Source organism: Enterobacter sp. BWH52, assembly GCF_001037565.1.
Taxonomy (GTDB): domain Bacteria; phylum Pseudomonadota; class Gammaproteobacteria; order Enterobacterales; family Enterobacteriaceae; genus Enterobacter; species Enterobacter hormaechei_C.
This window is the reverse complement of sequence record NZ_KQ089854.1, coordinates 1,045,235-1,060,587: the sequence shown is the minus strand read 5'-3', so window position 1 is coordinate 1,060,587 and position 15,353 is coordinate 1,045,235. Positions and strand designations below refer to the sequence as shown.

At 55.8% G+C, this 15,353-nt stretch carries 11 protein-coding genes and 1 tRNA gene; 3 read left to right on the top strand and 9 right to left on the bottom strand.

The window, feature by feature from the left end:
* Positions 1 to 11: 11 nt before the first annotated feature.
* The 6 genes from SK47_RS04970 to SK47_RS04945 all read right to left on the bottom strand — a co-directional run bounded on the left by SK47_RS04970 (position 12) and on the right by SK47_RS04945 (position 8,053).
* Entirely contained in the window at positions 12 to 1,247 is a 1,236-nt protein-coding gene (locus SK47_RS04970; protein ID WP_045343166.1) for an MFS transporter, read from the bottom strand.
* 252 nt (positions 1,248 to 1,499) lie between these two features.
* Positions 1,500 to 2,888, bottom strand: a complete 1,389-nt coding sequence (gene pheP, locus SK47_RS04965; RefSeq protein ID WP_048243567.1) for a phenylalanine transporter — start codon at positions 2,886 to 2,888, stop codon at positions 1,500 to 1,502.
* A 102-nt stretch (positions 2,889 to 2,990) separates the two neighbouring features.
* Entirely contained in the window at positions 2,991 to 4,964 is a 1,974-nt protein-coding gene (locus tag SK47_RS04960; protein WP_048243564.1) for a PhoX family protein, read from the bottom strand.
* Between the two features lie 127 nt (positions 4,965 to 5,091).
* Entirely contained in the window at positions 5,092 to 7,275 is a 2,184-nt protein-coding gene (locus tag SK47_RS04955) for a TonB-dependent receptor (RefSeq protein WP_023324262.1), read from the bottom strand.
* 200 nt (positions 7,276 to 7,475) lie between these two features.
* Positions 7,476 to 7,751 carry a DUF1471 family periplasmic protein YahO gene (gene yahO / locus SK47_RS04950; protein WP_003858898.1) on the bottom strand — a complete coding sequence of 92 codons (276 nt, stop codon included), beginning with the start codon at positions 7,749 to 7,751 and terminating at the stop codon, positions 7,476 to 7,478.
* Positions 7,752 to 7,976: 225 nt separating this feature from the next.
* A tRNA-Arg gene (locus tag SK47_RS04945) sits at positions 7,977 to 8,053 on the bottom strand.
* Between the two features lie 303 nt (positions 8,054 to 8,356).
* Here SK47_RS04945 and SK47_RS04940 point away from each other — a divergent pair.
* From SK47_RS04940 to fimZ, 3 genes are all read left to right on the top strand, one after another.
* Positions 8,357 to 9,019 (top strand): EAL domain-containing protein, encoded by a 663-nt coding sequence (locus SK47_RS04940; RefSeq protein WP_045330287.1) that lies wholly within the window; start codon positions 8,357 to 8,359, stop codon positions 9,017 to 9,019.
* 24 nt (positions 9,020 to 9,043) lie between these two features.
* Positions 9,044 to 9,760 carry a helix-turn-helix transcriptional regulator gene (locus tag SK47_RS04935; RefSeq protein ID WP_022650524.1) on the top strand — a complete coding sequence of 239 codons (717 nt, stop codon included), beginning with the start codon at positions 9,044 to 9,046 and terminating at the stop codon, positions 9,758 to 9,760.
* Positions 9,761 to 10,569: 809 nt separating this feature from the next.
* The gene (fimZ, locus tag SK47_RS04930) at positions 10,570 to 11,202 is read left to right on the top strand and encodes a fimbria biosynthesis transcriptional regulator FimZ (protein WP_003858901.1); all 633 of its coding nucleotides are present in this window, start codon (positions 10,570 to 10,572) and stop codon (positions 11,200 to 11,202) included.
* A gap of 50 nt (positions 11,203 to 11,252) precedes the next feature.
* On the opposite strand, the gene sfmF is transcribed toward fimZ, so the two are convergent.
* Genes sfmF through SK47_RS04915 form a run of 3 tightly spaced genes read right to left on the bottom strand, consistent with a single transcriptional unit; the run spans position 11,253 to position 15,342 of the window.
* Positions 11,253 to 11,774 carry a fimbria assembly protein gene (gene sfmF, locus SK47_RS04925; RefSeq protein ID WP_023315556.1) on the bottom strand — a complete coding sequence of 174 codons (522 nt, stop codon included), beginning with the start codon at positions 11,772 to 11,774 and terminating at the stop codon, positions 11,253 to 11,255.
* 9 nt (positions 11,775 to 11,783) lie between these two features.
* Complete coding sequence (fimH, locus tag SK47_RS04920) at positions 11,784 to 12,791, bottom strand: type 1 fimbria D-mannose specific adhesin FimH (RefSeq protein ID WP_003858903.1); 1,008 nt, start codon at positions 12,789 to 12,791, stop codon at positions 11,784 to 11,786.
* Positions 12,784 to 15,342, bottom strand: coding sequence for a fimbrial biogenesis usher protein (locus SK47_RS04915; protein WP_045346986.1), 2,559 nt, complete (start codon positions 15,340 to 15,342; stop codon positions 12,784 to 12,786). The genes fimH and SK47_RS04915 overlap by 8 nt, the downstream gene beginning before the upstream one ends.
* Between the last annotated feature and the right edge of the window lie 11 nt (positions 15,343 to 15,353).

Genomic DNA, 15,353 nt, shown 5'->3' with positions numbered 1-15,353 from the left:
CCTCCTGAACGTTACGCCTTGTCATCGTCATACTTAAACGTGAGAAGGAAAATCAGCGCGATCGCCGCGGCAGCCACCGCCGGTATCCACCAGAATGTGACCCACGCCTGCGGCACGGTCTGTCCTGCCACCAGGCGGTTGTAGAGCGCGCCGGAAATCTGCGAGCCGAGCAGCATGCCGATGCCGTAGGTGAACATCACGATCATGCTCTGGGCCTGGCCTTTCACCTTTTCGCCCGCCACGCGGTCGGTATAGATAAAGCCGACGACAAAGAAGAAATCGTAGCAGACGCCGTGCAGCAGAATGCCGAGGTACAGCAGAATGCGCCCCTCTTCGCTGACGCCCAACGCGAACATGGCATAACGCACGAACCACGCCAGCATGCCGATCAGCAGCATGACTTTCACGCCCAGTCGGCGGAACAGCAGAGGAATGACCAACATGAAGACGATCTCAGACATCTGCCCGAAGGACATGGCGGTGCTGACGTCGGCAATGCCAGCATCCGCCAGATACGAGGCGGTGTAGGCGTAATAGGTGCCGAGCGGGACAGAGATCAGCATCGCGCAGACGGAGAAGACGAAGAAGTGGCGGGTTTTAAGCAGCGCGAAGGCGTCCGCGCAGAAGAGATCCCGCACCTTAACCGGCAGGCCTTTTGCCGGCGCTGGCGTGTGCGGCAGCGTCAGGCTGTAAAGCGCCAGCAGCACGGAGCTGACCGCCGCCACCTGGAAGATGGTGACGCTGGACGCCACGCCGGTGACGCCGATGAAAATGCCCGCCGCGATCCAGCCGATGGTGCCGAACACGCGCACTACCGGGAAGGTTTTATCCACGTTCGCCAGGCTGTGAAACGCAATGTTGTTGGTCAGCGCCAGTGTCGGCATATAGCAGAGCGTGTAGCCAAACAGCAGGCCAATCAGCAGCGCGCCATTCTCAGCAATCAGCGCCCCCGGCACGAACCAGAGGATCACCGCGCCCGCGAGGTGCATCACCGCCATCACCTTCTGCGAGGCGAAGAAGCGGTCCACCAGCATCCCGAGCACGAACGGCGAAAGAATGGAAGCGATGGGCCCGGCAGAGAACGCGTCGCCAATCAGCAAAGACATGTTGTGCCGGGTCATCACCAGGCCAAGCGTGACCGACCAGCTACCCCAGATAAAAAATTGCAGAAACATCATCAGCGACAGACGCGGCACCAGCAGCCGGTGTTGCGTTATCGCCTTTTCACTACTCTCAGTTGACACCATGATAAGCCTCACCCGGAAAAAGTAATCGATTACAAAACAGTTCAAATAAAAAGTAATCGATTACAAAATAAAGATCCTGTGGATCGAAACGGAATTGGGAGGGGGGTCACGATAAAGGTGGAGTGATACTTTGTAGGCCCGGTAAGCGCAGCGCCACCGGGCGTGAAGGCAGGCAGTGTGGTGTGGTCTGGTTTGGTGCGGTCTGGTGCCCTCACCTCGGCCCTCTCCCACAGGGAGAGGGAGAAAACCGCGCTACTTTTTGCGCGAGAGCTTAAATGCAATAAACAGGAACACCACCCACACCGGCAGCAGCATCGCTGACAGGCGCATCTCATCCATGGTGCACATCAGCACCAGAATCAGGCCGAGGAAGGCGATACAGAGGTAGTTCCCCGCCGGATAGAGCAGCGCTTTAAACTGCGTCTCGCGCCCCTTGCGGCGCATCGCCGCGCGGAAGCGCAGGTGCGCCAGGCAGATCATGATCCAGTTCAGCAGCAGCGTGGCGACAACCAGCGCCATCAGCAGGCCAAACGCCTCTTTCGGCAGCAGATAGTTAATCAGCACCACCAGCGAGGTGATAGCGCCAGAAAGGAACAGCGAGTTGACCGGCACGCCGCGACGGCTGACGCGAGTGAGGAACTTCGGCGCGTTGCCTTGTACGGAGAGGCCAAACAGCATGCGGCTGTTGGAGTAAACCCCGCTGTTGTAGACCGACAGCGACGCCACAAGAATGACGAAGTTCAGCGCCGAAGCGACCACGTTGCTGTTCAAATTGTGGAAGATCATCACGAACGGGCTACTGTCAGATTTCACTTCCACCCACGGGTAGAGCGCCAGCAGCACCACCAGCGAGCCGATGTAAAACAGCAGGATACGGTACACCACCTGGTTGACCGCTTTCGGAATGCTTTTGTGCGGATCGCGCGCTTCAGCCGCGGTGATGCCAATCAGCTCCAGCCCGCCGAAGGAGAACATAATGACCGCCAGCGAGAGGATCAGCCCTTTCCATCCAGTCGCCAGGAAGCCGCCGTGCTGCCACAGGTTATAGATCGTGGCGCGCTCGCCGCCGTGGCCGGAGAACAGCAGCCACAGGCCAAAGCCGATCATGCCGATAATCGCCAGCACCTTGATCAGCGCGAACCAGAACTCGGTCTCGCCATACAGGCGGACGTTCACAAGGTTAACGGCGTTAATGATGATGAAGAAGGCCGCGGCCCAAATCCACGTTGGCACGTCCGGGAGCCAGTACTGCATATAGATGCCGGCGGCGGTCAGCTCGGCCATGCCCACCAGCACGAACATCACCCAGTAGTTCCAGCCGGAGAGGAAACCTGCGAACGGCCCCCAGTATTTATAGGCAAAGTGTGCGAAGGAGCCGGACACCGGCTCTTCAACGACCATCTCGCCGAGCTGGCGCATGATCAGGAAGGCGATAATCCCGGCGATACCGTAACCCAGCAGAACCGCCGGGCCAGCCATTTGAATGGCGGGGCCGATGCCGAGAAAGAGCCCGGTACCGATCGCGCCGCCAAGGGCAATTAACTGAATATGTCGATTTTGCAAACCACGTTGCAGCGTCGGACTCTGATCCGACGAAGCTTCAGCGCTACCATGGCCTGAAGCGGATGACGCGTCTTTCACGCCCTACCCCTGTCTCTTTTTTAGAAGGGGCACGTTTTAACACTTCATGCTGGTGGTAGCAAGCTTAACGCCGGGCCAGCGCATGCGCCCGGCGGATAAACGTCACGACCCGATGATCCCGCCGTCCGCTTTGGTAATCACCACCGTTGACGATCGCGGACGCCCGTTCGGGCTGGCGTCTGGCCAGTTGGAAACAGCGCGCGGATTGGCCGGGTCGGTAATATCATCCCCGCCCTCCCCCGGATGCTGAATGTTGATAAACAGCGTGCGGTTGTCCGGCGTAAACGCAATGCCGGTGATTTCACATCCGCGCGGCCCGGTCAGGAAACGGCGATACTCGTTGGTGCCCGGAATGGTGGCCACCATCTGGTTATTGCCCATCCCCTCGTAGGCTTTCTTATTGATGGTGCTGGAAGAGACGTCGGTCTGGATCCACAGCACGCCCTGGTGATCGAACGACAACCCATCCGGGCTGCCAAATGCCGCGCCCTGCATCGAGCCTTTGGCTTTGGGATCGTCGCCGTCGGTGCGCCCGGCCATGACCAGAATATCCCACTTAAAGCGTGCGGCGGCAGGATCGGCACCCTCTTCGTGCCAGTGCATGATGTGCCCAAACAAGTTGTTGGCACGCGGGTTAGCGGCGTCGACCGGTGCCTTGCCCTCTTTACCGCGATCGCTGTTGTTGGTCAGCGTACAGTAGACGCTGCCGCTGGCGTGCGGATCGACCGCTATCCACTCGGGGCGGTCCATTTTCGTCGCTCCCACCACGTCGGCCGCCAGACGGGTTTTAATCAGCAGATCGCCCTGGCTTGCAAAACCGTTGCTTTTATCCAGGCCATTTTGCCCGAAGATCAGCGGCAGCCAGTCGCCGCTGCCGTCCTCGTTGAACCTGGCGACGTACAGCGTGCCGGACGTCAGCAGCTGCATATTAGCTTCCCGGTTCGCGGGAGCGTATTTTTTGTCGGAGACAAACTTATAGATGTACTCAAACTTCTGGTCGTCGCCCATGTAGACCACCACGCGATTATCGGCGGCGAGCGTGACGGCGGCCCCCTCATGCTTGAAGCGGCCGAGCGCGGTGTGCTTGCGCGGGGTGGAGGTCGGGTTGTAGGGATCGATCTCCACGACCCAGCCGAAGCGGTTAGGTTCGTTAGGGGTTTTATCAACGCTAAATCGCTCGTCCACCTCGTTCCAGCGGTAGGATTCATCGCTGTCGCTGATCCCGTAGCGTTTTTCCAGCGGGTTGAGATCGGTTTTTTTGACAAAAATATCCGACCAGTTCTCCTCGCAGGTGAGATAGGTGCCCCACGGCGTGTGGCCGTTGGCGCAGTTCTGCATGGTGCCCAGAACGCGTTCCCCCTGCGGGTCGGCGGCGGTTTTCATTAAATCCTGATGCCGCGCCGGGCCGGTAAGCTGCATCGGCGTATTGACGGTAATACGCCGGGCGAAGGAAGACGGACGCACTACCTCCCAGCCGCTGCCCGTTTTTTTCACTTCCACCACCGACACGCCCATCGCGTTCTGCCCCTTGCGGGCCTTGTCGAGACTCCAGTTCGCCGTACCGTCGGTAAACAGCATTCCGTTGTCGATGTACTCATGGTTCAGCGCCAGCAGGCCATGCTCCGGGTTTTGCGCCCCCTGCGGCAGGCTAAACCACGCCATGCCGTCGTGGTGCATGCCAGCCTGCACAGCCTGTTCGTCTGTGGTATTGCTGGCGTCCGGCTTAAAGGCCGGCATGTTGTCCTTGATCCCCGTCGGATCGCCCCAGCGATAGAACGGGCGGGCGATATAACCTTCCGGCACCCTGACCGTGTCTTCCGTAGAGACGTCGATGCTGGTAAAGCCCAGGGAAACCGCTTTTGCCAGCGCGGAAGGCTTCGATACCGCGGCAATGGCATTTTCGGGTGTGATCAGATACGGGAATGATACGGCAGCCCCCGCTACGGCCCCCATCTGGAGAAAACGGCGGCGCGAGAGGAACACTTCTGCAACCTCGGAGAATACCGGGTTAGCGCTGCGGTTACTGATATCGTCGCGATGTTCTTTTTTAAATACGGATTTGAGGGGTCTGCCCATAGCGGCTTCCTGTCATTGGCCAAGAGGTAAGGTTGTGGCGACCAGTGTAAGAAGCTTTTATTACAATTTTATAACACGACAACGAAGGGATTGGGGCGTCCCTGCCCCGGATAACGAGGTGGAACGCTTAGAACTCGTAGCCAACCGAGACCTTAAAGGTACGCGGCTCGCCCTGAGTAATGTAAGTACCGGAATCGTCCACGCTTGACCAGTAGTTCTCGTTGGTCACGTTGTCGATACCTGCCCGTACGGTCATCTGATTTTCATTGTGGTTCACCGCGAAGCGATAGCGCATGCCCAGATCCAGCGTGGTGTAGCTGTCCAGCTTTTTGCTGTTCGCAAGATCGGCATACTGCGTGCCGGAGTGGTTAACGCGCGCGGTCGCCGTCAGGCCTTCAATCGGCTTGATATCGTACTCTGCGCCCAGCACGGCGTAGAAGCTCGGAATACCGATCGCATCGTTGCCCTGATTGACGCCGTTTTTGGTTTTGGTCAGCTCGGCCTGCAACCAGGTGGCGCTGGCGTTCAGACGCATCCCGAGCATTGGCTCGCCGAAGACGTTCAGCTCCACGCCGCGGTTACGCTGTTCTGCATCCAGGCCGTAGTGACCGCTGTCGTCAAGGATCGCCGACGGCATTTTGATCTCAAACAGCGCCAGGGAGCCGCCCACGCGGCCAAAGTCCGCCTTTACGCCCACTTCGTTCTGCTTAGAGTGAACGATACCGGTGCTCTGGCCGTAGTTGTTTGCTGAGCGAGGCGCGGTTTCACCGGGCTGTAACGCCTCGGTGTGGTTGGCGTAGAGGGAAATTTCCTCCCACGGTTTATAGACTACGCCGTAGGTGGGCATCCAGCGGCTGCCGTCGAAACCGTCCGCGTCGTTTTCCGCACCGGTGATTTTGTTGTACCCGCGAATCACCACTTTCTGATGCCGCGCGCCTGCGGTGAACAGCAGCTTGTCGTCCAGCACGCCCAGGGTATCGCTCAGCAGCCAACCCTGCGTGCGGGTGCGCCCGCTGGTCAGCGGATCGCTGTATTTGCCGCCTGAGCCGTTGAGGTTGGAGCTGTCCGGCATATCGACGCCGGTGTTGTGGTAGATGTTGGTGGTCGGATTATCCTTCGTCGCCGACATTTTCCACGCGATCTTTTCGTTTTTGGTCATCGCCGAATAGCCAACATTGACCTTGTGCGAGACGAATCCGGTAGTGAAGTTACCGCGAATGCCCGCCATGCCGCTGACAGAATCGCTGATGCGGTTGGTATCAAGACGGCTGACCACCGCATTACCGCTCTTATCGAGGAGCTTCGGCGCGCTGTAGATCCCTTCTTCGTGCGCGTGCTGCGCGCCGAGACCGGTATACGCCGTCCAGCTATCGGTGATGTCATACTCGCTGCGCCACATCCCGAACTCGTTTTCGATATCGCTGTAGGCCCACTTCTGCGAGAAGTTGCGATCGTTCTTCGGCGGTTCAGGCACAAAATCCACCGCCGAGATGTTGACGCTGGTCGGGCTGCCGTGGAAGGTTTTTTTCTGGTAGCCCAGGTCCAGCGAGGTGCGGAAACGGTCGCCCTTGTAATCCAGGCCGGTGGAGAGCAGCGTGGTGCGGCGGCGGTCGTTCGGCACGCCGGTTTCCCCTTCGCGATGCACGAGGTTCACCCGCGCGCCAAACTGGTCGTTATCGCCAAAGCGGCGGCCCGCATCCAGCGTGGTGCCAATCTGGGAATCCGAGGTGTAGTCCACACCCACTTTCGCCTGCGGGGTGTCGCCCGCGTGTTTAGGCTCAAGGTTGATCATCCCGCCCACGCCCGAGCTTGCGGCACCGTTCATCAGGGAGTTGGCCCCTTTGAAGATCTCGATGCGGTCGACCATCTGGGCATCCACCACCTGACGCGGCAGCACCCCGGACAATCCGCCAAAGGTCATGTCGTCGCCGTCAAACTTCAGGCCGCGAATGCGGAAGGTTTCCGCGCTGTTGCCGTAACCCTGAACGAACTGCACGCCCGCGTCGTTGGCAACCACGTCAGCAATGGTTTTTGCCTGCTGATCTTCCACCAGCTTCGAGGTGTAGCTGATGATGTTGAACGGCACGTCCATGGCGTTCTGCTGACCGAGCATACCCATGCGCCCGCCGTTCGCCACCTGCCCGTCAAGGAAGGCGGGCACCAGCTGGTCGCCGCCGGGTTTGAAATCACTCCCCGCCGTGGACTGGACGACGATGGTGTCCTCTTTTTTCTCATCCGCCGCAAAAGCGGAGTGGGTTACCGCGCCGATGGCAATCGCCAGCAGCGTTTTGTGCATTGTGGTGTTGTTCATAATGAGCTCTTAACGTGCGCGCAAAAATGACCCGTTGTCGGGCCTTAAAAGTTATTAAAAGAAATGCAAATGAGAACTATACGCATTATGTATACGTAATCAAGTGTCAACGGCCTCTCTGAGCGAGAAGCGGCAAGAAACAATGTTGGGAGGGAGGTAGGGCGCGCAACCACCCCGAAACAGGGGTGGTTACTAAGGTATTATTTTTTCTTGTAAATATCGGCGGTGCCATGAATTTTGTTGTTTGTATTACCGGAAGTCAGCACCAGTACATCAGCACCTTCTTTATCGGCCTTTTCGACCAGCTCTTTTTTCGCATCGTCGACAGAGACTTCGTTAGCCGTGCTCACGGTACCGATTTTTTCATACTGAGACTCAACTTTCTCAAACTCGTTTTTCGTCAGCAGTTCAGCCGCAAAGGTATTGGTGGTAAACAGAAATGCAGCGCCCATCAAAATAGCAGTCGTTTTTTTCATAACCTTTTTCCTTGAGATTAATCAGCAACTACAAAAAGCCCCACGAGTGAGAGTGAGGTGATATGAGCATGGTAGAGGAATAACAAAATTGCCACAGCGTAAGAAAAATACTGTTATAACAGTCAATTGTGCTGTGAAAAATGTGCGTTAACGCTACTTTCGCGATGGGTGTTTCATGAAGAAAATCAGGCTGGCTTGAAACTGGCGTAAGCGCCTGTTTTTAAATGGCACGCCCTGTAGGATTCGAACCTACGACCTACGGCTTAGAAGGCCGTTGCTCTATCCAACTGAGCTAAGGGCGCACGGAGAAGAGTGTACTTCGCGGTGGTGAAACGCCTGGAATTATACGGTCAATGCGTAGTGAGTCAATGCCTTTTCCGCCTTCTCTGGCGATAATGACTAGCTGATTGTAAATACGGCTGTTTTTTCAACATTTATCCCTCTTTTACGGGCTGCGAAAAGGCTTAGCCGCTTTTAAGTAACGCCTGCTGTTTTCCTGTTTACTTCACCTTCACACTGTCCTGCGGTATCCCGGCCGCCTGGAGGCTGGAAGTGAACAGGACGACGGAGTGACAGCGCCAGAGCAGACAGGTTTTCCCGCGTGCGTGCAGCACATCTCACACGACATTACAGGCATTAAGCTTGAACCTATTGTCGCCCTCTCCTCTTCACGCGCGGTGGGAGCCGAAGTGCTCAGCGTGCTGTCGCCGCATCAGCAAAGCGAAAGCTTTTTCCAGGACTGGTCAGCCACCCGGGCGCTTGTGTTGCTGGAAGCACAGATCGCCGCGTTAAAAAACCCCTTCCCTTGTGACAACCTTTTCATAAATTTGCCGATAACCGTTCTGACCATACCGGAAATGTTCCAGCGTTTACTGCAACTTAACAGCCCACCGCTGAACATTGAACTCGTGGAACCTGCCTCGTTCTTTTCACTCTCAGACCCGGTACGTCAGAGGGTGAGTTGTGCGCTTCAGCAGTTGACCGCGCGGGGACACCGGATCTGGCTGGATGATATTGATGAAGCGTCAGGGCAAGCATTTTTATCCTGTCGCCTGCCGTTAAGCGGAATAAAAATCGATAAGATCGCTTTCTGGCGTTTACGTGAAACGCCGGCGCTGACACAGCTGGTCACCCTTTGTTCAAAAATTGCTGCGAATGTGCTTATTGAAGGCATTGAAACAGAACGGGACCGTACATGCGCGCTTCATGCTGGCGCGCGCTTCGGTCAGGGATATTATTGGCCATCCTGGAGATGGCAGGAGGACTGAACGGTCATCGCCAAGAGGGAAGCTATGCGAATGACAGTACGCCGTTACCGGCGTCGTCGGACAGGAAGTGATTCACTGGGTTCTACGCACTCGCCTTTTGCTCTCCCATTTTTTGATCGTCTCGAATATTTGAGCCAGTCAATCAACCAGACCCGCAAAACCGATGCTCCCTTTATCATTCTGGTCACACAGGATAATTATTTCCGTTCCGGTTTTCTGAGCGGGCAGTCGCCCCTGAGCAATTGCTGCGACTATTCCACGCTGGATGCCGCTCTCAGTGATTTAAATCACTGGCCTTCATCGCGTCTGGTAGTTGACATTGAAAGCCGCGCCTCGCCGCTCATTGACCTGCTGGACCGATTACGCCGCCACAGCCTGTTCGCCCCCTACCTGACACCCTACCTGCTCGTCCGCGCCGATGATTATGATGCTCGCCTGTTTTGTAAAGCGGCTGGCCCTTTTCATGTGCTTGAACGCCAGCTTACGGCGTTGGCTATGCAACAAACCTTGCTGGAAGCACCGGCACCCGCCGGCAACCGCAAAGAGTGGTTTTCACGGGATGAATGGCCGATCTTACAGGCGCTGTCACAGGGTAGCTCCTTGCGTCAGATCGCGCAGTTACAGAACCGCCCATATAGCCGCATTATTTACCGTCTCAGCTGCATCCTGGCGAAACTTGGACTGAATCATCGTCATGAGTTGCTACATCTTCTCAACAACCTCTCAGATTTCACGTATTAACGTATTCAGTAACTTCTTAATTCCTAAAGACCTTTAGGAAATTACTTAGGATACATGTTAAATTTTTGTGTTTTTTAACAAAACTTTCGATTTTATAACTATTCCTAATTCTTGACCTTAAACCATGCGAAATGCTGCTGGTACGCTCAACGAGAGTGATTTTATCCATGCGTTAAGGTTCTGGCGCTTCCGTTAACAGGATGATAATGGTGTAAAAACAAGCGATTTACCTGTAAAAGAATGCGATGAGAGGTGAAGAAAACAGCAGATAGTGCTGTTCTGTTGTTGGGAACGGCAATTTGCCAGGAGACGTTTGAAACGGAGAGATGACGCACGAAATGGCGGATTTCAGGGATGGCGGGCAGGCGGGATGCTGGTTGTCACAGCCCGCTCACTGTTAACATTCATTTAACATACAGTAAAATCGTTTATTTTTTGTTATTACATAAAGATGAAAGTGTGTGGTAAATGCAATATCAGGACATTTTTGCTAATTTTAAAAAGTTAGTGATTCAGATCCAGAACATAATAATCAGCAATATATGGATATTAATTTACAGGCTTTTCGGACAATACTTAAACGGTATAATAAGACGTGTTTGACACGCGAATAAGAAAAATCATTTTGCCATAACCAGCCTTATGAGATAACTGCGCTGAGGCATTGATATCACCACTACGTAAACAAGGATGCTTTCGCTCTTCCCAGGGACATTTACCGTACAAGGATCTGCGCAATTATCCTTCCGGCTTTTCGAGAGTTTTAACAAAACTCAGCATAACGCTTTTAACAATCTGAGGCATAAAAAATGAAACCGGCATCCGTTATCATTATGGACGAACACCCTATCGTCAGAATGTCGATAGAAGTCCTGCTACAGAAAAATAAAAACATCCAGGTCAAACTGAAGTCAGGCGACAGCCACGAAGTGCTTGACTGTATACGCAACCACCCCATTGACCTGGTCATTCTCGATATTGAAATGACGGGCACGGATGGGTTCGTATTACTGAAAAGAATCAGGAACTTAAATAAAGACATTAAGGTTCTTTTCCTCTCTTCAAAATCTGAAGCCTTCTACGCAGGACGCGCCATCCGCGCCGGGGCAAATGGTTTTGTCAGTAAGCGAAAAGATCTGGGGGAAATTTATAACGCGGTGGAAATGATACTGACGGGCTATTCTTTCTTCCCTTCAGAAACATTAAGTTTTATAAACCATCTGGGGTCGCGGACGGGCGCCGCTGTGGATATGCCATTATCGAATCGTGAAGTGACGGTTCTGCGATATCTGGCGAACGGATTATCTAATAAGGAGATTGCGGATCAATTATTACTTAGCAACAAAACAATTAGTGCCCATAAGTCTAATATCTTTTCCAAGCTGGGCGTGCAAAGTATCGTTGAATTAATTGATTACGCGAAAGCGCACGAATTACTGTAATCCCTCTCTCTCCCTGCAACATATAATCGTCACAGGGAGAGTGGATACGATTAATTATAATTGATCATGAACGTTGCATCGGCGTCAGCCCGGCCCGGCTGCGGATTATCCGCCGTGGCGATATAATTGGCATAAAACGACAGTTCTGCATTTCCCTGCGCATCCACCGCCACCGTCTGGCTGGCCTGCTGCAACGCGAGGCGCGTTTTATCCCGGTCAAGGATCTCCACGGCCACGTTGCTGGCCGCGCTGGCATCATTCAGCGCCAGCAGGCTGTTATCATGCCCGTCCATCTTCCCCGTAAATGTGACCGAAGCTGCCCCCGGCGGGCATCCGGTCAGCTTCAGGGTGAACGGCACAGGCTGCGTCCGGCTCCCCGTTGTGCGGAGCTGTTTCGTGGGCCAGGTGCCGAGCGTGACGGTTTTATTGCTGTCGTCCCCCTCCGCCACGCAGGTAAAATCCACGATATTGCCGTAGAGCTGAATGTTAATTTCCCCAAGCGCCGTCTCTGCGTGTGCAGGGGAGCAAAGCGCAAAGAGCGCGACGGCTAAATACCGTATTCCGTTTCGCATATCTGCTCCTTAGTCGTAGTCGACGCGTAAATAGCCGCGAGAGGTAAAACGCCCCTCGGCAGGTTTTTTACCGGTCACGCTGACGGGCCACGCGCGGATCCCCACCTGTGCCTGAGCGCTGTCGTCCAGACGGAACGGGATTTTGCTGGTCAGGTTGTTGGGCGTCAGCGGCACGCCATTACTGTTGGCAATCACAAAACCCACATCCGCGTTATCGGAAACCAGCGTACTGCCTGAAACCTTCTCCGCTTCAACACGCATCGTGAGCATGGCGTTCGCCTCGACGTTGGTGCATTTTATGCCGATGGTTTTGCTTTGCGCTGAGATCCCCTCCGGCTTATTCCCGATGCCCGCTTTACTGAACAGGGAGGCGCCGATGTCTCCGAAATCGAACTCCACCACATTCCCGGCATTAATTTCACAGCTCTGAGGCACCTGAATGGTCCCGCTGTAGCTGATGGTATAAACCGGCGTGGTGAGCGGATCCGAGGAGGTCGTGGTGACGTAAACCCGGAACATGGTCGCCCGGGGGATCACCACCATATTAATAAAGCGTCGGGTCACCTTAAGCCGGAAGACGAGGCTGGAATCCTGTACACCAAACGGTTTGTTTTTAGACACGTTCGGATGGCTCCCCATCTGAATGTACTTTCTGGGTGGATAGAAGGTGCCAGCGTAGCTGTCGGTGATTTTCATCGCTCCGTCCAGATAGTCGTTAAGCTTCAGATACTGGTAGCCATCGCTGGTGCCCGTGACCGGGAAATCGGTAACATAGCTGCGCTTGGTGGTGTTCCCGGACGTTCCCTTAGGACAGACGGCGTTAACACCCACCCACTGAGACTTCTCGCTGAGTGTGACAATCTGCCCCACCTGGTTATTGGAGCTGTTGAATTTATCCGTCAGGTCGTAATACACCTCCGTCGGCACGCCATTTTCATTGACGCAGACGGTGGCGAACGCCTGAGATAGCGGCAAAAATGCCAGCAGGGATAGCCCCAGATAATGGATTTTATTCACAGCGGATCCCCTTAAGTGTGATCGCCTGTTGCAGGCTCTGTTCTGGCAGGCTGTAGGGCGCACGACACTGGGACTGCTTCCCGTCTCCCCACTGAATCAGCAGCTCCCCGCTCAGTGGCAGCCCGCTCAGGTAAATCTGACCGTCATCTCCCACCATGCTGGTTACGCCGCTCTGCGTCTCACGCACCACCGCCCCAAACGGCACAGGCTGGTTATCACGCTTAACGGTGAGCAACGCGCGCACGCCGATGCGGGTGTCAAAACTGGCGCGCACCAGCGCACCGTTCGTCGGCACGACGCTGGAAACGTTATTTTCAATGTCGGTGTTGTTGCTCATGGTGTTAGTGTCGAGCGCCACGCGGTTGTAACGGTACACCGTGGCGTACGGCATCACCGCATAGCCACGCCAGTCGGTTTTGACACCGGTCTGGTTTTCGACGCTCACGCCTGACGCGCCCGGCGCTTTGATCAAGACGTTGGTATCGCCCAGCGGCTGACTGAATGTGATGCCGTCTGAATGCCCTACCACGCCGCCGGAGAGCTGCCAGTTGAGGTCGTGCTGATCCCGGGCGTAGTTGTAGCCCACGCCCAGCGTGCCGTACGTCGCCTGCCAGTTAGCGCTGGCGCTGCCGCTGGCACCGTTATTGCTGGTGTGACCCTGCGTGACGCTGTAGTTCAGGTTACGATCCTGGAGCAGCGTTCCGCTGATCCCGGTCTGCCAACTGGTATCACCGTCGCTGTTACGGCTGGCAGAGGCCGTGGCATAGGCCCGATCGATCGCGTTATCGCGACGGTAGCCGTGACGGGTGAACAGGCTGAACGGGACGGAGACGTTGAACGAGGCGATCCGGTCGGTTCCATCAATGCCGACGGCCTTGTTCCACGACCAGGATAAGGCGTAGCTGACCCCTTTCACCCCGCCCGCGTAGCCAAGCTGATACCAGACGTTGGATTCGCTGGTGCCCCAGTAACTTTGCTGGCTGCCCGACACGTACACCGAGCCGTAATCGCCAAGAGACTGGGAGATATTGAGCTGGAAACGCCCTTTTTTATTCAGCGTCAGGTTGTGATAGCTCTGCACGTCCGGCACGCCGTCATCGTCCTGATCGTCGCCATACTGGTAGCCTTCCATTGTGCGCCAGGCCACATCGTCGAGGGTGTAGAAGCCTTTGGTCGAGTAGCGATAGCCCAGCAGCTGGAAGTTGGTGCCGAATCCGTTAAGGGATTTTGCGTACAGGAACCGCAGGGACTGCCCTTCATGGCGGCTGTCATCGGCAAGCTGGCTGCGGGCATGGGTGAGATCAAGTGAAACCGCCCCCCAGTCACCGAGGTTTTTACCCGCGCCAATGGCGATGGCGGTATAGCGCGAGGCCAGCTGCGTTCCGCCGTACAGCGTGTAGCCGTCGGCAAGACCCGCAATCATCGTACCCTGAGTAAAGAACGGCGTGTCCTGCTCGCTGTTGCCGCTGCGATAGTCCCCTGCCACCAGATCGTATTTCCAGCGTCCTTCACGCTGGAGCAGCGGAACGGTGGAATACGGGACGGTGTAGCGCTGCTGGCTGCCGTCCTTCTCTTCCACCGTCACCTCCAGGTCACCGCTTGAGGAGGTCGGGTTAAGATCAGTTATCGCAAAAGCCCCCGGCTGCACATAGCTCTGGTAAATCACGTATCCGTTCTGGCGGATCACCACTTTGGCAGGGGTGCGGGCGATTCCGCGCACGGTAGGCGCGTAACCTTGCAGACTGTCCGGGTACATACTGTCGGACGAATAGAGGCGACCACCGCGAAAACCGACGCTGTCGAAGACATCGTTTCCGGTGTTGCTGTCGCCAAGCACCAGCTCGCTTTTCAGCGGGATGATCGTACGCTGCGCCCAGGTACCAATATTTTGCCAGCTGCTGTGCCGCTGGCCGTTGCTTTCGGTATAACGCCACGCGCCGTTATTGCGTAATCGCCAGGCGCCATAGTTCAACCCGCTTTGTAGGTTCAGATAGTAGCTGTCGTCGTCGCTGCCCCGGTTGCCGGTAAAGCTGTAGTTCAGCAGCGCGGCAGGGATGCCTTCATCCCACTGTTCAGGCGGAATATATCCGCGGGCGCTGTTTTGCATCGCCACCTGAGGCAGGCTGACGTTCAGGCGCAACGAGGCGAAGTTGAACGCCGCTTCGCTGCCCGGAATAGCCGTGGTGAGCGGAACGCAGGTATCGCCCTGCACGTTGCTCAGTTCCGGGAAGGCGGCGATATTGACGCCAAAGCGATCGAGCATCGCGCGCGTAATGCACGGCGACAAACCGCCTGCGACCGGCGGCGTGTTGTCAGCTTGCTCAAACCGCACGTCCTGCGTGCCGATAAACTCATCGTTACGCCAGATATCGACGCGATAGACGCCCGGTGCCTGCTGGTGGCCTTTTTCAAAACGCGACAAATCCGCGACGTTCGCCGTGTCATCGGAGAGAAACGCCGGGTTAAAGTAGCTTTCGCCCCAGCCAGCGAGTGGCCAGAGCGTTGCCATCAGTGCCAGCGCAACCGGGCAGTAACGCCATTGAGTGTTCATCGCCCTGTCTC

Coding starts and splice junctions, on each gene's coding strand:
- SK47_RS04955 (WP_023324262.1), bottom strand. CDS start 7,275: ATGAACAACACCACAATGCACAAAACGCTGCTGGCGATTGCCATCGGC.
- sfmF (WP_023315556.1), bottom strand. CDS start 11,774: ATGCGAAACGGAATACGGTATTTAGCCGTCGCGCTCTTTGCGCTTTGC.
- SK47_RS04935 (WP_022650524.1), top strand. CDS start 9,044: ATGCGAATGACAGTACGCCGTTACCGGCGTCGTCGGACAGGAAGTGAT.
- fimZ (WP_003858901.1), top strand. CDS start 10,570: ATGAAACCGGCATCCGTTATCATTATGGACGAACACCCTATCGTCAGA.
- SK47_RS04915 (WP_045346986.1), bottom strand. CDS start 15,342: ATGAACACTCAATGGCGTTACTGCCCGGTTGCGCTGGCACTGATGGCA.
- SK47_RS04960 (WP_048243564.1), bottom strand. CDS start 4,964: ATGGGCAGACCCCTCAAATCCGTATTTAAAAAAGAACATCGCGACGAT.
- SK47_RS04970 (WP_045343166.1), bottom strand. CDS start 1,247: ATGGTGTCAACTGAGAGTAGTGAAAAGGCGATAACGCAACACCGGCTG.
- yahO (WP_003858898.1), bottom strand. CDS start 7,751: ATGAAAAAAACGACTGCTATTTTGATGGGCGCTGCATTTCTGTTTACC.